Annotated in this window: 18 protein-coding genes; 6 read left to right on the forward strand and 12 right to left on the reverse strand. The window is 64.5% G+C overall.

The window, feature by feature from the left end:
• Positions 1–7: 7 nt before the first annotated feature.
• The 7 genes from K2Y42_RS15325 to K2Y42_RS15355 all read right to left on the reverse strand — a co-directional run bounded on the left by K2Y42_RS15325 (position 8) and on the right by K2Y42_RS15355 (position 7214).
• Positions 8–2491, reverse strand: coding sequence for a TonB-dependent siderophore receptor (locus K2Y42_RS15325; RefSeq protein WP_291154150.1), 2484 nt, complete (start codon positions 2489–2491; stop codon positions 8–10).
• 221 nt (positions 2492–2712) lie between these two features.
• Positions 2713–3663 carry a glutathione synthase gene (gene gshB, locus K2Y42_RS15330; protein ID WP_291154152.1) on the reverse strand — a complete coding sequence of 317 codons (951 nt, stop codon included), beginning with the start codon at positions 3661–3663 and terminating at the stop codon, positions 2713–2715.
• A 5-nt stretch (positions 3664–3668) separates the two neighbouring features.
• A complete protein-coding gene (locus K2Y42_RS15335) occupies positions 3669–4328 on the reverse strand; it encodes a pyridoxamine 5'-phosphate oxidase family protein (protein WP_291154154.1) in 660 nt (219 codons plus the stop codon).
• Positions 4329–4576: 248 nt separating this feature from the next.
• Positions 4577–5104, reverse strand: a complete 528-nt coding sequence (locus K2Y42_RS15340) for an SRPBCC family protein (RefSeq protein WP_291154156.1) — start codon at positions 5102–5104, stop codon at positions 4577–4579.
• Between the two features lie 138 nt (positions 5105–5242).
• Positions 5243–5602: a YraN family protein gene (locus tag K2Y42_RS15345; protein WP_291154158.1), complete on the reverse strand. Its 360-nt coding sequence runs from the start codon at positions 5600–5602 to the stop codon at positions 5243–5245.
• The gene (gene rsmI, locus K2Y42_RS15350; protein ID WP_291154159.1) at positions 5599–6534 is read right to left on the reverse strand and encodes a 16S rRNA (cytidine(1402)-2'-O)-methyltransferase; all 936 of its coding nucleotides are present in this window, start codon (positions 6532–6534) and stop codon (positions 5599–5601) included. Before rsmI ends, K2Y42_RS15345 begins: the two co-directional genes overlap by 4 nt.
• Before the next feature lie 134 nt (positions 6535–6668).
• Complete coding sequence (locus tag K2Y42_RS15355) at positions 6669–7214, reverse strand: hypothetical protein (protein WP_291154161.1); 546 nt, start codon at positions 7212–7214, stop codon at positions 6669–6671.
• A 329-nt stretch (positions 7215–7543) separates the two neighbouring features.
• On the opposite strand from K2Y42_RS15355, the gene K2Y42_RS15360 reads away from it, so the two are divergent.
• The 4 genes from K2Y42_RS15360 (at position 7544) to K2Y42_RS15375 (ending at position 12602) form a co-directional block, all read left to right on the forward strand.
• Positions 7544–8998, forward strand: coding sequence for an MBOAT family protein (locus K2Y42_RS15360; RefSeq protein ID WP_291154163.1), 1455 nt, complete (start codon positions 7544–7546; stop codon positions 8996–8998).
• Positions 8973–9935, forward strand: a complete 963-nt coding sequence (locus tag K2Y42_RS15365) for a hypothetical protein (RefSeq protein ID WP_291154165.1) — start codon at positions 8973–8975, stop codon at positions 9933–9935. The genes K2Y42_RS15360 and K2Y42_RS15365 overlap by 26 nt, the downstream gene beginning before the upstream one ends.
• 290 nt (positions 9936–10225) lie before the next feature.
• Positions 10226–11680 carry an MBOAT family protein gene (locus tag K2Y42_RS15370; RefSeq protein ID WP_291154167.1) on the forward strand — a complete coding sequence of 485 codons (1455 nt, stop codon included), beginning with the start codon at positions 10226–10228 and terminating at the stop codon, positions 11678–11680.
• Entirely contained in the window at positions 11655–12602 is a 948-nt protein-coding gene (locus K2Y42_RS15375) for a hypothetical protein (RefSeq protein ID WP_291154169.1), read from the forward strand. Before K2Y42_RS15370 ends, K2Y42_RS15375 begins: the two co-directional genes overlap by 26 nt.
• An 18-nt stretch (positions 12603–12620) precedes the next feature.
• On the opposite strand, the gene K2Y42_RS15380 is transcribed toward K2Y42_RS15375, so the two are convergent.
• The 3 genes from K2Y42_RS15380 to K2Y42_RS15390 form a co-directional block, all read right to left on the reverse strand.
• A complete protein-coding gene (locus tag K2Y42_RS15380) occupies positions 12621–14297 on the reverse strand; it encodes a DUF1287 domain-containing protein (protein ID WP_291154170.1) in 1677 nt (558 codons plus the stop codon).
• A gap of 77 nt (positions 14298–14374) precedes the next feature.
• Entirely contained in the window at positions 14375–15286 is a 912-nt protein-coding gene (gene gluQRS, locus K2Y42_RS15385; RefSeq protein ID WP_291154172.1) for a tRNA glutamyl-Q(34) synthetase GluQRS, read from the reverse strand.
• A gap of 36 nt (positions 15287–15322) precedes the next feature.
• Positions 15323–15862, reverse strand: a complete 540-nt coding sequence (locus K2Y42_RS15390) for a hypothetical protein (protein ID WP_291154174.1) — start codon at positions 15860–15862, stop codon at positions 15323–15325.
• A gap of 86 nt (positions 15863–15948) precedes the next feature.
• Here K2Y42_RS15390 and K2Y42_RS15395 point away from each other — a divergent pair, with 86 nt between their 5' ends.
• Together K2Y42_RS15395 and K2Y42_RS15400 are read left to right on the forward strand one after the other, a co-directional pair.
• Positions 15949–16623: a DNA-3-methyladenine glycosylase 2 family protein gene (locus tag K2Y42_RS15395; protein ID WP_291154176.1), complete on the forward strand. Its 675-nt coding sequence runs from the start codon at positions 15949–15951 to the stop codon at positions 16621–16623.
• A gap of 168 nt (positions 16624–16791) precedes the next feature.
• The gene (locus K2Y42_RS15400; RefSeq protein ID WP_291154177.1) at positions 16792–17352 is read left to right on the forward strand and encodes an HNH endonuclease; all 561 of its coding nucleotides are present in this window, start codon (positions 16792–16794) and stop codon (positions 17350–17352) included.
• Between the two features lie 305 nt (positions 17353–17657).
• Here K2Y42_RS15400 and K2Y42_RS15405 read toward each other — a convergent pair whose 3' ends face one another.
• Together K2Y42_RS15405 and K2Y42_RS15410 are read right to left on the reverse strand one after the other, a co-directional pair.
• The gene (locus K2Y42_RS15405) at positions 17658–17873 is read right to left on the reverse strand and encodes a hypothetical protein (RefSeq protein ID WP_291154179.1); all 216 of its coding nucleotides are present in this window, start codon (positions 17871–17873) and stop codon (positions 17658–17660) included.
• A gap of 1347 nt (positions 17874–19220) precedes the next feature.
• Positions 19221–19640, reverse strand: coding sequence for a HigA family addiction module antitoxin (locus K2Y42_RS15410; RefSeq protein ID WP_291154181.1), 420 nt, complete (start codon positions 19638–19640; stop codon positions 19221–19223).
• Between the last annotated feature and the right edge of the window lie 95 nt (positions 19641–19735).

The raw sequence follows: 19735 nt of genomic DNA on the forward strand, positions 1-19735 counted from the left end.
TGGTTGATCAGAATTTGTACGTGAAGCCGGTGAGGATGGTCCGCGCCTGGCCGATGAAGCAGTCGCCGCGGTAGGCCGCGCATGACGTCACGACAAACTTGTCCTCGAGGTTCTGCGCCGTCAGCTGCCAGCGCCAGTCGTCGGTCTCGTAGGCGACCATAGCATCGAAGAGCGTGAACGACGGCGTCGTGATCTTCAGCTCCCGGCCGATGACGGGAATGCCCGGACCCACGATCTGGACCTCGACGCCGTTGCTCTCGGCGCTTCCGACATAGCGCGCGCCGCCACCGAAGGACAGGCCGCGCAACGGACCATCCTGCACACTATAGATCGCCCAAAGCGAGGCGAGATGCTGCGGAATGCCGTCGACGCGCTTGCCCTCCATGAAGGCCGGGATGCCGCTCGCATACGGGAACAGCTCCGGATACTTCTCGTAGATTGCGTCCGTGTAGGAATAGGTGCCGATGATCTTGAGCTCCGGCGTGACCTTGCCGAGCGCCTCGATCTCGAAGCCGCGTACCTTGACGTTCGCGCCCTGGATGCCATCGAACAGGATGTCGGGCTGGACGATCTGGTTTTCTTCCTTGAGCTCGTACAGCGCGGCGTTGATCGCGAAGGGTGCGCCGTTCGGCTGATACTTGAAGCCGATTTCCACCTGCTCGCCCTCCAAGGGACCGGCCGGCCGGAGCGTCTGGCCGTAGACCGTCGCGAGGATGTGGTCGCCGACCGGCTGGCCGGGCTGCGGAGCAAACGAGGTGGAGTAGCTGACATACGGCGTGAGGCCGAAGTCGAAATTGTACATCAGCGCGGCGCGGCCGGTGGTTGCGGTGTCCTTTTCGTCCGGGGCGCCCGCCTGTTCGGCCGTGAGCCAGTCCTGACGAATGCCGAACACGCCGGTCCACGGGCCGAGCTTGATCTGGTCCTGAATGTAGAGGCCGGTTTGAATCTGCGCCTCGTGCGGGCGTGCGAACATCGGCACGTTGTCGGCGGATACGAAGCCGCCGCCGAGCGACAGGAGGAATGTCGATCGCCCGTAGCGCGGATCATAGATGTCGAACGTGGGCTGACCGGGAACGAGATTGTCGATCAGCGTGCCCGCGTTCTGCTGGTCCGTACCGTAGTGCATGTAGTCGATGCCGCCCGTCACCTTGTGGCTGGCCCAGCCGGTGCGGAATGTGCCCGTGAGGTTCGTGTCGGTGTTGAAGATGTCGGTTTGCTGGTCGGTCTTGGTGCGTGCGCGCGCGACCTGGGACTCGCCTCCGTTCAGGAACGGCGCATTCGTCGGGTCCAGCACAATGCCGAGCCCGGCAAGGAAGCTGAAGCGTGCCGGCGTCAGGAGCGCGGGATACGTCGAATCGTAGGCGTTTTCCGTGTGCGCATAGCGCGACACGTGATGCAGTTTCAGGTCGTCGCTGAACTTGTGGTCGATCAGCAGCGTGCCGGACTGAGACTGAGTGTCGTAGTAGTCGTCCGGCTCGCCGGCGAAGGTGCTGTGGGTGGCACGCTGTCCACGCTTGTTCGGCGTGAGCGTGCCGACGGCGGGCAGGAACTGTTGCGTCGAGCCGCTGTGGTCGTCACGGAAGTTCCCGAGCACGGAAATGCTTGTGTTGTTGGTCGGGCGGTAGGTGATGGACGGCGCGAGCATCAGGCGATCGTTGTCGACGTAGTCGACCTGGGTGTCCGCGTCGCGGGCGAGGCCTACGATGCGATAGAGCCACTTGCCGTCTTTCGTCAGGGCACCGGTGGAGTCGAGCCGCACCTGCTTGAAATCGAACGAGCCGTAGTCGACACCGACCTCGGTGTAGGGCAGCTCGCTCGGCAGCTTGGAGGCCACGTTGATGATGCCGCCGGTCGGTGCCTGGCCGTAGAGCATGGACGACGGGCCGCGCAGCACCTCGATGCGCTCGAGGGCGTAAGGCTCGATCGGAGCCATCGTCTGGCTGTAGCCGTAGGTCGCGCGGAGGCCGTCGATGAAGTACTGGCCGGCGAGGCCGCGCACGATGCTCGAGTCACCGCGGCTGTCGGGGCCGAACGGATCGGCGAAGACGCCGGGCACGTAGCGCGTCGCCTCCTGTACGCTCTGTGCGCCCTGATCGCGGATCTGCTCCTTGCCGACGACGGAGATTGACTGCGGCGTTTCCTTCAGCGGCGTGTTCGTCTTCGTGCCGACGGCGGAGTCCGTTGCGACGTAGTCTTTCACAGGCGATCCGCCGTTGGTCACACCGGTGTAGCGCGACTGCTCGGGCGGGCCTTCTGCCGCGGCGGCTTGAGGCGCAGCCTGCTGCGGGGCAGCTTTCGCCTTGGATGCTTTCGTGGCCTGCTTTTTCGGTGCGCTCTTGGCGGTCACTTCGAGCGGCGGCAACTCGGCCGGTTGTTCGGCAGGCTGCGCGGCCTGCGGCGGCGCGCTCTGCGCTCCTGCAACATGCGGCGCGATGCTCAGCATCAGTGCGCACGCAAGCGATCGCGCGCAAACGCGCATCGTCGTCTTCATCGTCCAGCCCCCAAAAACCCCTGATCGGAACGTCAGTCGGGATTTGGCTGGCGAGGGGCGCAGATCCCCTCATGGCTGGCTGATGGTCTCAAACTGACTACTTCAGGATACAGCGGCGCCGGGCAATGTCTACCGTTGAAGTATACATAATCCGGCGCCGTGACTTTGTTGCACGGGGCAAATCGGCTGCCGTCGGACAAGTGCGGGCCGGACAAGTGTGATCAGGCCGTGCGCGCGACTTTCCGTTCGATCGCGTCCCAGATCATGGCGGCGATGTCGTTGCCGCCGAATGCCTTCACCTGGCGGATGCCCGTCGGCGACGTGACGTTGATTTCGGTCAGGAAGCCGCCGATGACGTCGATGCCGGTGAAAATCAGCCCACGCCGCTTGAGCTCCGGGCCGAGGCGCGCGCAGATCTCACGCTCGCGTGCCGTGAGCTCCGTTTTCACGGCGGTGCCGCCGACGTGCAGGTTGGAGCGCGTCTCGCCCTCGGCCGGAACGCGGTTGATGGCGCCCGCGATCTCGCCGTCGACGAGGATGATCCGCTTGTCGCCCTGGCGCACCTCGGAACGATATTCCTGCACCATGAACGGCTCGCGGAATACGGTTTGAAACAATTCGACGAGGGCGCCGAGGTTGCTGTCCTCGGGGCGAATGCGGAACACGCTCGCGCCGCCGTTGCCGTACAGCGGCTTGATGATGATGTCCTTGTGGGTCTTGCGGAACGCGACCACGTCGTCGAGCGAGCGCGTCACCAGCGTCACCGGCATGAGATCGAGGAAGTCGAGCACGAACAGCTTTTCGGGCGCGTTGCGCACGTGGGCGGGATCGTTGACGACCAGCGTTTTCGGATGAATGCGCTCGAGCAGATGCGTGGTGGTGATGTAGGCCATGTCGAACGGCGGGTCCTGCCGCAGCAGCACGACGTCCCATTCGGCAAGGTTCTGCCGGCTGCACGCGCCAAGACGGAAGTGATCTCCGACCGTGTCGACAACGCTGAGCGCGTTGCCACGGGCGACGAGATCCCGCCCATCGAGGGCGAGGTTTTGCGGCGTGTAGTAGAAAATCTCGTGACCGCGCCGTTCGGCTTCGAGCAGGATGGCGAACGTGCTGTCGCCACGAATATCGATCCGATCGATCGGGTCCATTTGGCAGGCGACGCGCAGGGCCATGTGCGTTACGCCTTGTCGTCGCCGGAGAAGACGTGGCCCATCCATTCGTCCTGCGTGATCTGGCCGGCCTTCTCGACGGCGGCCAGCTCATGGGGGCGCAGGATGTCCTCCAGGCCCTGGATGCGCTTCCATTCGCAGATCGGCGTTTCCTTGTTGGCGCGCGGCACGTAACGGGACGCGGTCTCTTTCTTGTAGCGGTGGACGTAGCGCGGGCAGTTCATCCAGACGTCCGACACAGCGACTTTCACGACGAGCTCGGCCTCGTTGAACAGCCCCAGAAGCGGGCCGGACTTGACCACCTCGGCGCGGCCCTGAAGGCGCAGGCGGAACGGGCGCTCGAAATCGATGAAGAGGCAGCCGATCTCCGGGTGGGCGGTGATGTTGCCCATCGAATAGAACATGCCGTTGCCGTCGTAGCTCGGGAAGGCGATCGTGTTGGCGTCGAGGACGCGGACGAAGCCGGGGTCGCCGCCCTTGTAGGAGACCGTCGGGCGGCCGTTGTGGCCCACCGTCGACAGAAAGAACATGTCGCGGCTCTCGATGAAGGCGCGGGCGGTGTCGTCGACCTCTGGCTTGGCGGCGATGACTTCGACGCGGTCGGCCATGGCGCGGCTTTCGAATTCGTCCTGAAGCGCGCGGTGCTGCGGTCCGTACAGTCGGCTCATGGGTGCTTCCTCTCCGATTTGTCGGGTCCGCCTTGGCGGCGGTTGGCAGGCTATGCCCGCGGTTCGCATTCTATCCGGAAAGCGCCCTCTCCGGAAAGCGCGGGCGTTCACCGGGTTGCGGCGCCGCCGACGCGGCTGTCCGTCCGCCGCCGGAGCAAGTGGTGCATGCTCCATGAAAAAGGGCGCGTCCCCTGTGGGATCGCGCCCCTTCTCGTCATTGAACCGTCGCGACGGATCGGCCTCGGAGGCTACTTCTTGTCGGCGCCGTGCTTGGCCTTGATGGACTCGATGCCGTCCTTGAAGATGCCGTCGATTACGGCGCGAGCGTCCTTGGCTTCCTTGCCGTCAGCCGGATCATAGGTCGCGCTCCAGCCCACGTTGATCTCGTCCAGATCGTCGTCGTCCGGCGTGACCGAGAACTGCGCGTCGTAGTTCTTCACGGGCAGCGGGCTCTCGATAATCGTGTAGCGATAGCTGGTGGCGCCGGTGTCGACGAGCTTCTCCTTGATCTTGCCGCCGTCCTTGAGGGTCAGCGTGCGGAAGGTGTCGTCGCCTTCCTTGCTTTCCTCGCACTTGGCGATTGCGGGATGCCATTCCTGAATGGCGCACCAGCCGCCGATCTTCGCCCACAGGTCCTTGCGCTCGGCCTCAACCTTCGCCTCGTCCACGTTGATCTCGAGCTTGCGGGCAGAGACGAGGCTGGCAGCGGTTGCGGTCTGGGCACCCAGGGCGAGTGCGCCCGCAGCCAGTGACCAAGCGAAAATCGATCTTCTCATTGCGTTCTCCCTGGGGAGGCCCCTCGAGGCCTTTTCCGACGTTGTAATAGAGTAACGTATAGACCATCCCGGGTCGTGGCAGGAAGTCCTGGCAACACACATGTTCGTGTGTTGCAGCGCGGGCGGTCGGGGGATCAATCAGAGGGCGTCTTCAAGGTGTTGCGGCCATCGCAGGCCGATGCAGAACACGATGTCGAAGCCGATCCGGCAAGATTGATAGGCGCTGTTTCGGGCGAGCCAAAGGCCGGCCGCCTTGCGGACGCGGGCGCGCTGGGCGGCGGTGATGGAGGCTTCCGCCGCCTCGCGCGTGGCGCGGCGCTTGACCTCCACGAAGGCGACACGCCGGCCGCGCACGGCGATCAGGTCGATTTCGCCCAGCGGCGTCTTTTCGCGCCGCGCCAGGATGCGGTAGCCCTTCACCATGAGCGCAATCGCGGCCGCCCACTCCGCCGTGTGTCCGCGGCGTTCGCGTGTGCGACGCTGCTCGCTGGCGGTCACGCGTCGCTGCTCCGTTGCGTCTTCTTGAGGGCAAGGGCCAGATCGTAGACGCGCGCTTTCGGGATCTTGAGGTTGTCGGAGACCGCCCTCACCGCGTCGCGCATGCTCAGGGTTTCCATGGCCGCTGCAAGCTGGCTTTCGATGGTGGCGTCGCTGACGTCGGTCTCGCCAGGGGGCGCGACAAGAATGACGATCTCGCCTTTGGGCGGATCCTCCTCGAAGGTGCGGGCCAGCTCGCTCAGGGGCGCGCGTCGCACATCCTCGTGCAGCTTCGTCAGTTCGCGCGCGACAACGCTGGCGCGGTCGCCCAGTACGTCGGCGAGATCGGCAAGGGTTGCCGCAGTGCGCGTCGGGGCTTCGAAAAACACCAGCGTACCCGGTACGGCGGCGAGGTCCTTGATGCGGGATTTGCGCGCGCCCTCCTTCGCCGGAAGAAAGCCCGCGAAAAAAAACGCGTCCGTCGGAAGTCCCGATACCGTAAGGGCCGCGAGTGTCGCGGACGCGCCGGGGACTGCAACAACGGCATGGCCGGCGGCGGCGGCTTCGCGGACCAGCTTGAAGCCGGGATCGGAAACCAGCGGAGTGCCCGCGTCCGAAATCAGCGCCACTTTGCGCCCCTGGGCGAGGTCGTGCAGCACGCGCGGGCGTTGCTCCTCGGCGTTGTGCTCGTGGTAGGGGCGGAGCGTGGCGCGGATGGCATAGTGCGCGACGAGCGTGCGGCTGTGGCGGGTGTCCTCGCAGTAGACGACGTCGGCCTGGGCCAGTGTCGCCAACGCGCGCACGCTGATGTCGCTGAGATTTCCGATCGGCGTTGCGACGATGTAGAGGCCGGGCGCGAGCGGCATATCGAGCAGGCGCTCGAAGGCGAAGGCGAGCCGGGACGCCATGGTGGAGGCGCTTGCGGGAAGGGTTTCGGACGGCTCTTCGGTCATCTGGCGCTACGCTCACATCCCGCCCGCGCACCGGGCCGCTCGGCTTCGTCCGTTTGACCTGCTCGGCGCCGAAAATCCAAGCGCTATTTGGTTCGTGCCGGACATTTCCGCCGGTGGACAGCGCGGTCTTGGGCTTATGCCGCCGTCAGCGCGCGCTCTTTCGGGCGGGTGGCGGCGTTCTCGCGCGAGAGCGCGAGAAGGGCGTCGAGCGAGGTTTCGAACGCGGCGGAGGCCCGCAACGCCACCGGCCCATCGCCGGGGAGCTGGGTGGTGCGCATCAGCGGGCGCAGCTCGTCGCGAAGGCGCGCCAGAACGTAGGAGGCGGAGTCCAGTTGCTCGCCCGCTTCCTTCTGAAGGGCCGCTACGGTCCGGGCGCCATGGTCGCCGTCGGCCAGCGCGCGCGTGGCGAGGCTCCATGCCAGCGGCTCGTCCAGCGCGGGGGCCATCTCGCGCACAGCGGGTTTCGGCGGCTGGCGGCGCAGCGTGCGGGCGATCAGGGTTTCGGGGCGAAGCATGGCGACGGAGGCGGTGCGCAGATCCCGGGCGCGGTCCGTGGCGCGCTGCCAGACCGCGGCGACGCGCGCGGCGCGTTCCGGCAACCGGCGAAGCTCGTCGGCGGCCAGGTAAAACAGGTCCTCGAGCCAGAAGGGGCCGGGCGATTTCAGTCTCAGGCTGAGCATTGGACGTCCCATGCGTGACGCGGCACACCGGCGCGCGCGACTATCGCGTCGCAAAACGGGTTCGCGGCAAAATCATTTGGGCGTCCAAAACCTGAGCTTATTCGCTCTGTTAGGCAAGGCGTTTCATATCGAATGGTAACTTGGCCCTGCCGGATTTATGGGTTTGCGGTGCATCGCTTTTCAGGCGCGGTGCAACTCTGGTACCTTCGCCCGCGAAATCGGGCGGGGGCCCCAAGAGGTTTGCGCTACAAGTCGTCGGCGCCGCCCGGCCCGTTGGGAACGGCCGCCGTTCAGGGCCATGAGCAAAGCCCGCAACTCGGAGCGTCCAGGTGCCGTTCGTCAGCGCTGAATTCCTCATTGCGCTGCCGGTCGGGCTCGCCATCTACTATCTCATCCGGCGGGTGGCCCCCGCCGCCTCGATCCCCTTCATCATCGTCGCCAGTGTGCTGTTCATCTCGCAGGACGGCTTGCGGGCGGTCATCATTCTGGGCGTCTCGGTTGCGGCCAACTATGCGATCGCGCTCGCGATGGTGACTTTGCGGCGGCCTTCTCTCGCCTTCTTCGGCGTTGCCGCGAACCTTCTCTACCTGGGCTATTTCAAGTATTTCGATTTCCTGCTCGGGAACGTGCTCGGCATCGCGCCGACCACAAGCATCGTTTTGCCGCTCGGCATTTCTTTCTACACGTTCCACCAGATCGCCTTCCTGGTCGATTTCAGATCGGTTCGTATCGAGGCGCTGCCGCGCTTTCGCGACTACGTGGCGTTCGTGTTTTTCTTTCCGCAGCTCATTGCCGGTCCCATCGTGCGCGCGGAGCAGTTCTTTCCGCAGCTTCCCCGTCTTGCGACCCGCGACGTGCCTCCGGCCTGGATCCTGGCGGGCACGGCCGCATTCCTGATCGGGTTGACGAAAAAGACGGTGCTGGCCGACAGCCTGGCGCGCTATGCAACTCCGGCCTTCGAGGCGGCCGCGAGCGGGAAGGGCCTCACCATTGGCGACAGCTGGCTTGCCGCGCTGACTTATACCTTTCAGCTCTATTTCGATTTTTCGGCCTACTCCGACATGGCGGTCGGCATTGCGCTCTTGATCGGTATTCGGCTGCCGTTCAACTTCGATGCGCCCTACAAAGCCCGCTCGATCGCGGATTTCTGGCGGCGCTGGCACATCACGCTGTCCACCTTCCTGCGCGACTATGTCTACATTCCTCTGGGCGGAAGCCGGGTTTCGGTCGCGCGCCAGTGCCTCAACATCTTCATCGTCATGCTGGTGTGCGGGCTTTGGCACGGAGCAGGGTGGACGTTTATCGCGTGGGGCGCGCTTCATGGCGGCGCCCTCGTCGTGCATCGCCTCTGGCGCGTCGCCGTCGCGGACCGCTATCCGGCCCTCGAAGCGCGGAAAGTCTATCCCGTGGCCGCGTGGTTTCTGACCTTCCTGCTCGTGGTCGTCGGCTGGGTGCTGTTCCGCGCCGAGACCTTCAGTGCGGCGGGGACGGTGCTCTCCGGGATGTCCGGCATGGCGAGTGCCGACAAGAGCATCTTCTTTGGTCGGGAGCGCAATCTGGCGATCGGGTTCATCGCGGTTGCGGCGGCGATTGCCTTCTACGCGCCGAGCTTGCCGGAGATGCTGGGCACATCCGCAACGAAGGAAAGGCGCGCGCACGAGGTCGGCCCGGAGCTTTCCTGGCAGCCGTCGGTTCCGCGCGCCATCGCGCTTGGCCTGGCTGCCTACCTATCCGTGGCGTTTCTTCAGGAGGGATACAGTGAGTTCCTCTATTTCAACTTCTGAGGTCGCCCGCCAGCTCGGCATCATTGCCGTGACTGCGGTGCTCGCGCTCGGCTCTACGGTGATGGCGGGGATCGGCTATTTCGATCACGTGATCGCAGGCCAGTCGCGCGTTCCGAACGTACGAACTGTGCCGGACGAATTCCGCGCGCCGATGGTTCGGGAATATATCGAGGATCGCATCCGGCCCGGCGGAAAGCCGCTGATCGTCGTGCTCGGAGATTCGCAATCGTGGGGGTTCCGGCACCGCGAGGAGCACGTTTTCACGACCCTCCTGCAGCAGCGGCTGCCCGGCTACGATGTCGTCAATCTCAGCATCGTCGATGGCCGGTTGAGCGACCAGACGATGGTTCTGGAGATGTTGAAGGCGAAGGGCATCCGGCCGCGGCTCGTCATCACGTCGGCCAACATCACCCACATCGGCACGCCGGAACTTGCCCGGCTGGTGGCCAGCGAGCGGCCGTACTGGTCCTACTTTTTCAGCCCGATCAATGTCTATCGCATCGGGCAAACCGCACGTCTCGGCGATCGTGAGGTAAGCGAAAAGGCGTACCGGATCGTGCCGTCTCCGGATCGCTTCCTCGATTCCCCGTCCGGTCTTGAAAAGCTGTCGCAACGAACCGAGGGCGTGCTGCAACTCGCCCGATCGGTCGGAGACAGCGTGCTGTTCTATACGCCGGCTCATGCCGTGGAAGACTTCGCCAGCTATCCGTACGACCGCGCGCTGTACGACCGGCAGGTCGGGGCGCTGATGGAGACGTGCCGCAAGTCCGGGGTTCAATGCGAGGATCTTTCCGCCGCGTTTCCGCTGTCGGTGTTTCAGGACGTCGTCCACCTGAACCGCGGAGGGCAGGTGATGCTTGCCGATAGCCTGCTCCCAAAAATCCTGGAGATCCTCGGCGGCTCAGGAGAGCGGGACACGGACGCGAAGCGCGGCTGAGGCCGGTACGTGACTTGCTGGTGGCAGGTTAACCGGGGGTCGCGGTCCCCATGCGCGATTGCGCACGGTCATCGGCCGGTCCGATGGTGCGATGACAGACGACAGCAGGGTGATTTGCGAGCGCGGGCCGTAGTTCCGGCGGCCGGTGCGCAGGCCCGCGCAAGTCTCGCAGGGTAGCGTGACCCCCAACAATCGAACCGATGCTGGTTTGCGCTGCAAGTCGTCAGCGTGCCCGCGGCCGATGATTGAGTTCAGCGTTCCTCGCACACCTGCAATCCGGGGACCTCCAGGTGCCGTTCGTCAGCGCTGCATTCCTCATCGCCCTGCCGATCGGGCTGGCCGGGTATTATCTCTGCCGGCGGTTTCTTCCTGCGGCGTCGCTGCCGTTCCTGATTGCGGCGAGCATCCTGTTCATTGCGCAGGACGGCATTCGCGCGCTCGTCATTCTCTCGATTTCGGTTCTCGCAAACTACGCCATCGCGCTCGCGATGGTGAGCTTGCGCCGGCCGTCGCTCGCCTTCGCCGGGGTCGCCGCCAACATTCTCTATCTGGGCTACTTCAAGTACTTCGATTTCATTCTGAGCGGCCTTCTTGGGGGCGGCCCTTCGACAGGCATCATCCTTCCGCTCGGGATCTCGTTCTACACCTTCCACCAGATCGCTTTCCTGCTTGACATCCGGAGCATGCGCACGCAGCAGTTGCCGCGCTTCCTCGACTACGTCGCCTTCGTGTTTTTCTTTCCGCAGCTCGTGGCGGGCCCGATCGTGCGCGCGGAGCAGTTCTTTCCGCAGTTGCCGCGTCTCAAAACCCAGCCGGTCTCTCCGACATTCATTCTGGCTGGCGCCGCAGCGCTGCTGATCGGATTGGCCAAGAAATCCGTGCTGGCCGACAATCTCGGGCTCTACGCGACGCCTGTGTTCGAAGCCGCCGCGAGCGGAAAAGCTCTCAGCGCCGGCGACAGTTGGATCGGCGCGCTGGCCTACACGTTCCAGCTCTATTTCGATTTTTCCGGCTACTCGGATATGGCGGTGGGCATCGGCCTGCTTCTCGGCATCCGGCTGCCGTTCAACTTCGATGCGCCTTACAAGGCGCGGTCGGTCGCCGAGTTCTGGCGGCGTTGGCACATCACGCTGTCGACGTTTCTGCGCGACTATCTCTACGTGCCGCTCGGCGGCAGCCGGACGTCACTGGCCCGCCAGTGCGCCAACGTGTTCATCGTCATGATCGTTTGCGGCATCTGGCACGGCGCCGGCTTGCTGTTCATCGCGTGGGGCGCAATCCACGGTCTGGCATTGATCGTTCATCGTCTCTGGCGCGTCTTCCTGTCTAAAATGGCGATCTCGCCGGATGGATCGCTCATCTATCAGGGCACGGCGTGGGGACTGACGTTCCTGTTTATCACGTGCGGCTGGGTGCTGTTTCGCGCCGATAGTTTCCATGCGGCGGGCCTTGTGTACTCGGGGCTGGTGTCGTTCAGCACGGCGCCCACGAGCCTCTTCACGCCTGACACCCACAACATGGCGGTGCTGCTGATCGCGCACGCCGCCGCGATCTGCGCGACGATGCCGAGCCTGCCCCAGTTGCTTGGCACGTCGGCCGAGCAGGAGCGCAGGCCCGATCGGGCGGGGCCACCGCTCGTTTGGGAACCCTCGATGCCGCGCGCCGCGGCGCTCGGTGTCAGCGCATTCCTGTCCATCACCTTTTTGCAGGAGGGGTACAGTGCATTCCTCTATTTCAACTTCTGACGCCGTCCGCCATCTGGCACTCGTGGCCGGCACGGTCTTGCTCGGGCTGTTCTGCTCCGTCGTCGCAGGTGCGATCCGTTTCGACGAGACGATGGCCGGGCATTCGCGCGTGTTCAATGTTCGCCTCGTGCCGGACAGCTACCGGGCGCCGCTGATGGACGCGTTCATCGCGACCGCGTCGACCGCCAATTCGAAGCCGCTCATTGTCGTCCTCGGCGACTCTCAGTCCTGGGGGTTCCGCCAGCGCGAGGAGCGTGTTTTCTCCACGCTGCTGCAGAAGAAGCTCCCGCACTACAGAGTCTTGAACCTGAGCGTCGTGGACGGCCGTCTCAAGGATCAGCTCGCAATCCTGGAAATGCTCGATGCGCGGGGAATTCGCCCAAAGCTGATCCTGTCCTCGACCAACCTTGCGCACGTCAAGAATACCGAGATGCAGAGGTTGCCCAAGACCGCGCTTCCATCCTGGGCCTACTTTCTGAGCCCGCTCAATGTGGTTCGAATTGGAGAGTTCGCCCCGCCGTCCGATCGCGAGCCATCGGAAATGGCGTACAAGCGTTTTCAGGTTCCTGACCGCTTCGTCGACTCGAAGCAGGGCCTCGAGAAATCCGCTGAGCTGCTAGAGCGGACGCTGCGGAGGGCGCGCGACATCGCCGAGCATGTTTACTTCTACATGCCGCCTCATGCCGTGGACGACTTCGCGAGCTATAACTACGACCGCGCGCTCTACGACGGCCAGGTTCGCGATCTGATCGCGGCCTGCGCGACGACTGGGGCAATCTGTGATGACCTCTCTTCGAGCCTTCCGTTGAAGGCATTCCAGGATGTCGTGCATCTCAACCGGTCAGGTCATGAGAAAATGGCAGCAGCGTTGCTGCCGTCGATCCTCAACGTGATCGAGCCGCCGCAAGTCGCGTCGCGCTGATCGATAGCGCAGTCGCTCTCAAGGGAGCGGGAAGCGGACGCGAAGTGCGGCCGAGGCGGGCTGTGCTTTGCCGGCGGCCGGACGATCGGGTGCTGCGGCCGGCAGCGTGGCGGGCAGTGCGGCGTCGCGCGTGAGGCGTGCTCCGCGATAGCGATAGTGGCCAGTCATCTCATCGACGAACAGGGCGTCTTCGAGCTGCGGGCCCCAACCGCGGTTGTGAATGATCATCGGCCGTCCCGACGGGGCGATGACCGACGAGACCATGGCGATATGCGAGCGCGAGCCGCGGTTCTGTGGCCGGTAGTACGTCACGATATCGCCCGGGCGATAGTCCTCCGGGAACGTTGAGGGGGGCAGGCTTTCGCCCTGCGTGGCGAAGAAGCGGCGCAGCACCTCGGTGCGACGATGATCGATGTTCGTGTCGCCGGAGCCCGAGCGGGCGCGATGCACGAGCGGCTGCAGATCGACGCCCAGCGAGCGATAGGCGCGCACGATGACGTCGGTGCAGACGCCGAACAGGCCGTTCACGTCGCCCATCGGATAGGAAATGCTGCGGTAGGCGTCGTTATAGATGACGAACTTTCCGACTTGCGATTGCGCGGCCTTGGCGAGCTCGACGCCGAACGCTTCGTCGCTCAGGTTGGCCGGGTCGGATGTCGAGAAGGATGCAGGGACGGCGCGGGGCACGTCGTCGGTCGTGCAGATGCCCGGGCGGATGGGGACGCCATGCTCGTCGGTGTCCATTGCCGTCATGGTGTCGACGGGGCTCGGCGGCGCATTGCGGTCGACGGCCGCAAACGGGGCAAGTAGCGCAAGAACGGCAGGCTGCGGCTTGCTGGTGGTTCCAGGCTCCGGGATGGCCGGGATGGATCGTTCGGCGCGGCGGGAAGGGATGGCCGCGCCAAGCGGGGCTTCGGGCGCGCCCGAGAGCGCGGCATGCGGCTCGGCCAGCCGTTGCGGTGCGGCGCGCGCGGGAGCAAGGGGCGCCGCGCCACCGTTGACGGGTGCAAGCGCAATGCGCTGGGCGACGGTTTCGCGCGCGCTGGTGCGCGGCACGGTGTCGATTGCCACCCGAAGCGGCGTGGCCGGCGGCCGTACGGACGCGAGCACGGCGTCAGGCGTGCGGATGCCGGCGAGCGTCATGTAGGCGTGCAGGCTGCGCATGCTCTGATGCACGACAACGGCGGACGCGACGATCAGGAACGGCAGCACGAGCAGCGCGAACGCCTGGCGGTCGTTGTGGCCGTAAGCCTGTGCGAAGGCGCGCGCGTCGGTCCGCACGCGGTCGAGGCGCTGGCGGGGGGCTGCGGCTTCGGAAAGCCGGGCGATGTGCGTCTGCAGGGTATCCGCGCGCCGCGCAACCGACGACTTCGCGCTCGTCCAGCAGCGGTCTGCCGTGCGGTTGAGATCGTCAAAGCGCAGGGAGCCGGCCGCGCGGGCGGCCTTGCGGAGATTGTCAGCGCTTGCGCGACCCTGGGCGGCGGCGCTGCGGGTCCACGCGCGCGCCCAAGCGGTGCTGCGTGCCCAGGCCGATCCCTTTTTTCGGAAGCGGAGGGGCGAGGCTGTCTTTGCGTGCGCGTTACCGCGGGCTTTTGTCTGCGCGCTGCCGCCAGACTTTGCATGCACCTGCGACGCCACAAGCGCGCTGGCGCGGTGGGGTTTCCCCTTCGACCGTTGCTTGCGGGGCTTCTTCACGTGATGCCAGATTCCGCGCGAGAGTTGTTCGTTAATTGTAGCTTACAACCCAATGGTTTGCCATTGAAATTGTGCGTTTACGGAGGCCTTGGAATGGCGTTTTCGGTGTTCGCGGTCGCAAACAACAAATGACGGCGTAGCTGCAACACATCAGCGCTCGCCTCACGCAGCTCGCGCAGGGACGTGTCGCCGTCGCTCTTCGAAAGCTTCCGCCCCGTCGCGTCGTTGAGAAGCGGGTGGTGGTGGTAGAGCGGCTCGGGCAATCCCAGAAGCGCCTGCAGCAGGCGGTGCAGGCTGGTGGCCGCGAACAGGTCTCGGCCGCGCGTGACGTGGGTCACGCCCTGCGCGGCATCGTCGATGGTCACGGCGAGATGGTAGCTCGCCGGTACATCCTTGCGCACGACGACGGCATCGCCCCAGACCGCGGGATCGCATTCGATGCGAACCGGCACACCCTCCGCATCGAGTTCCGTGAACGTCACGCGGCGCGAGCCGGTGATCTGCTCGAGGGAGCTAAGCGCGCGGTCCATGTGGAAGCGCAGCGCGAACGGCTCCTTGCGCGCGAGGCGCGCGGCGATCTCCTCCGGCGCCAAGTGCTTGTGCAGGCCCGGATAGAGGGGCGCGCCATCCGGATCGCGTGCTTCGGGGTTGGATTTCGTCGCTTCGGCGATTTCGGAGCGCGTGGCGAAGCACGGATAGAGCAGGCCAAGCTTCAGCAGCATGTCGGACGCGCGGCCGTAGGTGGCGAAGCGCTCGCTCTGGCGCATCACCGGTTCTTCCCACTCTATGCCGAGCCAGCGCAGGTCCTCGTACATTTGCGTGATGTAGGCTTCCCGGCAGCGCGCGATGTCGATGTCTTCGATGCGCAGCAGAAAGCGGCCGCCGAGGCGGCGGGCCATGTCGGAGCCGATCCACGCAGAGACGGCGTGGCCGAGATGAAGCTCGCCGTTCGGGCTCGGGGCGAAACGCAGGACGGGGCGGACGCTCATGCTGTCGCTTTCATTGCCAGCCCATTGCGTCTGTCCCTACTCGCATTGTCCCGAGCGTCCGGCGCCGGGCTGGTAGGTGCGGGCCACCGCTTCCACGATGCGGTCGTAGATATGGCGCTCGGCAACCGGATAGAGCAGCGCCCAACTGTTGATGAGGCGACCGCCGCACGTGAAGCTCACGCGCTCGTAGAAATGCATGTTGCCACGCGTGCCTGAGACGATGAACCAGCTGCGGTTCACGGGCGCGAAGTCGATGTCGGAGCCGCTGTAGTTTTCGGTCAGGAGCTGCTCGCGGTATTCCAACATCGTGACGGCGCTGTCGTTGGCGAACGCGCCGACGACGAGGCGCGCGGCGCCGTCATGGGATGCGAGCACGTGGCCATGCTCGTCGGGCGTGCTGTCGCGCGGGGCGAAGACGGAGCCGGGATAGGCAATCATGAAGCCATAGCGCTCGCTCGCGATCGTCTCCCACTGCTGGAGCCGAAGGCGGGCCGCGAAGCCCGGAGAGGCGATTGCGAGCATCGTCGCCGAGAAGGCCGCGAGCGAGACGGCGGCGTTGTTCCAGGTGCGCGTCATGTCACCACCCTCCACGCGAGACTACCCAAGGCCAGGCTCCTCACCTTAAAATGAGACGAAGCCAACGAAAAGCGAGGAGCATGGCAGTGGCCGCGCCCAAGGCACGCCGTCCACACAAACCGCGCCCGCCCGCTCGTGCGCGGACGTTGAACACCGCGCGCGATATCCGCGCGGGGACGACGGCCTTGAAAGCGCTCTGTCCCGGGCTTGCGCGCGTGCACGCGCTCGTTGGCGATCCGCCGTTGCGACGTCATCCGCCGGGTTTCTCCGGATTGGCGCAGGTGATCGTGGGGCAGCAGGTTTCGGCGGCGAGCGCGCGCGCGATCTGGGGGCGCACGGCGGCGCTGGTCGATCCCTTCGAGCCCGCATCTTTTTTGCGCGAGGACGACAGCGCGTTGCGCGCGGCGGGACTGTCCGGGGGCAAGGTGCGGACATTGCGGGCGGCTGCCGAGGCGGTCCTGGCCGGCAGGCTTGCGCTCGATGGCGCGCAATCGATCGAGGTGCTGCGGGAGGACATGCTGGCCGTCTCCGGCATCGGGCCCTGGACGGCCGACATCTACATCATGTTTTGCCTGGGCCATGCGGACGGCTTTGCGCCCGGCGATCTTGCGCTGCAACTGGCCGCGCAGCGGGCGCTTCAGCTCGAAGCACGCCCGAGCGCGCAGGAGCTTCTTGAAATCTCAGAACGCTGGCGACCCTGGCGCGGCGTGGCCGCAAGGCTGCTGTGGGTGTTCCACGGTTTCCGCGAGCCGGGAGGCTGACTGTCATCCAGCCTGCATATTCGGCCGTATAATCAGGAAGATCCCGTGATTTATCCCGGGATTTCCCGCGTGAAGCTCCTGGGCTTCACAGAGCTGACATGCGTCGCTAGTATCCGCTCGCGATAGCGGGGGGTGACGCCTCGATTTGAACCGACTGGAAGCAAGCTGGTGAATGCCCATGCTGCCACGCCGGAATCCTTTCCGGCACTGGTTCTCAACGCTGACTTCAGGCCCCTGAGCTACTATCCGTTATCGCTCTGGAGCTGGCAGGAGTCGGTGAAGGCTGTCTTTTTGGACCGCGTCAACATCGTCTCCGAGTACGACCGGACGGTGCGAAGCTCGTCCTTCGAGATGCGGCTGCCGTCTGTCGTCTCGCTCAAAACCTACGTAAAACCAGCGCTTTATCCCGCGTTCACACGGTTCAACGTGTTTTTGCGCGACCGGTTCTCGTGCCAGTACTGCAGCTGTCGCGAGGATCTGACGTTCGATCATCTGATCCCGCGGTCGCGCGGTGGGCTCACGCGCTGGGACAACGTCGTCACCGCGTGCGCGCCCTGCAATCTCAAGAAGGGCGGGGCGATGCCGTGGGATGCGGGCATGCGGCCCTATCAGCATCCCTATCGTCCGACGGTGTTCGAACTGCACCGCAACGGGCGGCTGTTTCCGCCCAACTATCTGCACGATAGCTGGCTCGACTATCTCTATTGGGATACCGAGCTCGAGCCCTAGGGCTGCTTTTGCACCGCGACATCGTGATTTTCGGCGGAGCCCACTTTTGCGCGCGCGTTGGCGTGTGCGTGCGGCTCTCGCAATAAAAAAGGCCCCGTTGCCGGGGCCAAGGATTGGAAGGCACTTCGAAGTGTCATCCGCGCGTGCAGCCTCGCAAGGCCGGTGAGTCACGCGGCGAATGATTTCCGGATGGGATCGGCGGGGGCCGATCTCAGGCGGTGTGTCTTGAGCGCGGCTGCCAAGAGCCGGTCCGCTTTACGCGGAACTGCGGCACGGCCCCGGAGCGCGCTCGTTTCGGAAACGCGTTAGGCGGCGCGCTTTTCGGGTTTCGCGCAGAGAACGTAGGCGATGGATTCGACCGCCTTGCCCCAATCGGCCGCATCGGCCTGCCGGGTTTCAACGCCGAAGGCGCGCATGGCATCGTGTGCCGTGCCTCCATCGCGGAAAAACCGGGCGCAGGACTGGCGTGCAATGCCCATGGACTGGTGCCACTGCATCGGATTGACGTGATCGGGGGTCATGGAACGTTCCTTCCTACTGTAACGCGCAGATGGATCGGCAAGCACACCACTTTTTCAGTGCCACTACGCAAAACCGGTTCATGCAGCACCAACTGGGACTGGTGTCAGATACGCGGTATGCTTGCCTTCTCGTGGAAGACGGAAACCGTCTTCAATTCTCTCGGCCGGTTACGCGATACAAAAGTTCGACCTCACTCGTTCGCTTTGGCGCTATTTCGCCTTTGCGCTTGCCTCACCCGGGGACCGCCCCCCGGTGCGCGCCGCCGCTAGGACGGCGCCAACAGCATCGTGCAAAGAACGCCACTCATTCACTTCACTCGGCATGCAACTCACTCACTTGTTACGCGGTGCCGTGTTGATCGCGGCCAGCCATGACCGAACGCACACGAAGAGGCTGGCGCCGACGCAAACGACACTTGAACGCTGACTGATGTGGGACGCAGAACAGGACGCAGACTGGACGGGTACGCGAACTACGACACGGTTAGTGGGACGCTGTTACGCGGACGCGGGTACGCAGACTGGACCTGGGTGGCGAGCCGCTCGCCGATACGCTGGGACTTCCTCGACCTTGCGGCTCGCTTCATGGTCTCGAACACGCCGGCGAGCGTGCTCTTGGGGGATGCAGTGGGGTACGCAGACACTTCGGTACGCAGAACTGGGGTACGCAGAACTCGGGCGCTAGGGACTGGGGTACGCAAAACCAGGGTACGCAGAACGGACTTGGGGGACGCGGTACTCAACTCGACTGAACGCAACTCGTCGGTACGCAACAGAACGCTACTCAACACGCTACTCAGCTCTGGGGCACGCATACGCAACGCAACGCTACTCGGTATGTCAGTGACGCAAGGGCTACTCAGTGGGTTCCGGCTCGCGGAACGAAGTCCTGTTGAAAACTCACGCAACGCCTCGGTGGGACTTTGCTTCTGCGCCAGGTTTCGCGAATTCGCAGTTTCGGCCGGGACAGTTTCCGAAACTTGGCGCGCCGACCGATTCCTAATCGGCAACATTTCCCTCCACCGCGGTACGCTCACACTTCAGTTCCTTTTGTGTTCCGCGAACAAGGCCAATAAACCGTGACACTATGGCCACGCGAAGGCTGAAAATTGACTGGCGAGCGTTATGTTGTTGACTGGATGTGAACGCGCCACATGCGATGCGCGCAAGCGGTTCAGCGCATTCGAAAATCACGGCGCGCGGAGGCGCAGCAGTGCTGCTGTTGATAACCGGAACGCGCGATTTGCGAGGGTGTGAGAGGCATGGCGCCGCCAGAAGATTCCGGTGCGCGCTACGTTTTCAGCGCCGAATCGAGATGCCGTGCGCGCCGCTCAACGGCGCAGTCGGCTAGAAGCTTGCCGCGACGAGCGCCGGAATTGGCTTGCTTGCTTTCCGGGGTTTGGACGCGCGAGCCTGCTGGGCGACCGCTTTCTTCTGCGTGCGGGAGCGGCGCTTCCGGCGCGCTCCATATTCGGCTTCGACCTGTTCGAGAAGCCAGGCGTCACGATGCGCCTGCAGGATGAGCCAGTAGAGGGCGGTCGTGCCGGTCAGGGCGGCAAGGCCCGCGGCAAGCTTTGGAGTGACGCGGGCACGGCTGCCCAGAAACTGCGAGAGCGCGCTGCGAGAGATACCCAGCTCCCGGGCGATCTCCTTTTTCTTCATGTCGAGGTGTGGCAGCACGTCTTCGCCGACGATTTCGCCGGGATGGCGAGGGCCGAGGAGGGCAAGCTCCTCCTTTTCCTGTTGCTTGAATCTGCAAGTATGCATCGGGGCAGTCTGTTGTTTTTATTCGATAAACAACAGTAGTCGCTCTGTCACTGAGTCGACATCTTAAAGTCATTTCTCAATATAGTTCGGCATCT

The organism is Hyphomicrobium sp. (genome assembly GCF_019744875.1).
Taxonomy (GTDB): domain Bacteria; phylum Pseudomonadota; class Alphaproteobacteria; order Rhizobiales; family Hyphomicrobiaceae; genus Hyphomicrobium_C.

What these genes read in the sequence shown, in the direction of transcription:
- gshB (WP_291154152.1), bottom strand. Translation starts at nt 3,663, where the DNA reads ATGGCCCTGCGCGTCGCCTGCCAAATGGACCCGATCGATCGGATCGAT.
- K2Y42_RS15325 (WP_291154150.1), bottom strand. Translation starts at nt 2,491, where the DNA reads ATGAAGACGACGATGCGCGTTTGCGCGCGATCGCTTGCGTGCGCACTG.
- K2Y42_RS15355 (WP_291154161.1), bottom strand. Translation starts at nt 7,214, where the DNA reads ATGCTCAGCCTGAGACTGAAATCGCCCGGCCCCTTCTGGCTCGAGGAC.
- K2Y42_RS15340 (WP_291154156.1), bottom strand. Translation starts at nt 5,104, where the DNA reads ATGAGAAGATCGATTTTCGCTTGGTCACTGGCTGCGGGCGCACTCGCC.
- K2Y42_RS15390 (WP_291154174.1), bottom strand. Translation starts at nt 15,862, where the DNA reads ATGACGCGCACCTGGAACAACGCCGCCGTCTCGCTCGCGGCCTTCTCG.
- rsmI (WP_291154159.1), bottom strand. Translation starts at nt 6,534, where the DNA reads ATGACCGAAGAGCCGTCCGAAACCCTTCCCGCAAGCGCCTCCACCATG.
- gluQRS (WP_291154172.1), bottom strand. Translation starts at nt 15,286, where the DNA reads ATGAGCGTCCGCCCCGTCCTGCGTTTCGCCCCGAGCCCGAACGGCGAG.
- K2Y42_RS15335 (WP_291154154.1), bottom strand. Translation starts at nt 4,328, where the DNA reads ATGAGCCGACTGTACGGACCGCAGCACCGCGCGCTTCAGGACGAATTC.
- K2Y42_RS15410 (WP_291154181.1), bottom strand. Translation starts at nt 19,640, where the DNA reads ATGCATACTTGCAGATTCAAGCAACAGGAAAAGGAGGAGCTTGCCCTC.
- K2Y42_RS15405 (WP_291154179.1), bottom strand. Translation starts at nt 17,873, where the DNA reads ATGACCCCCGATCACGTCAATCCGATGCAGTGGCACCAGTCCATGGGC.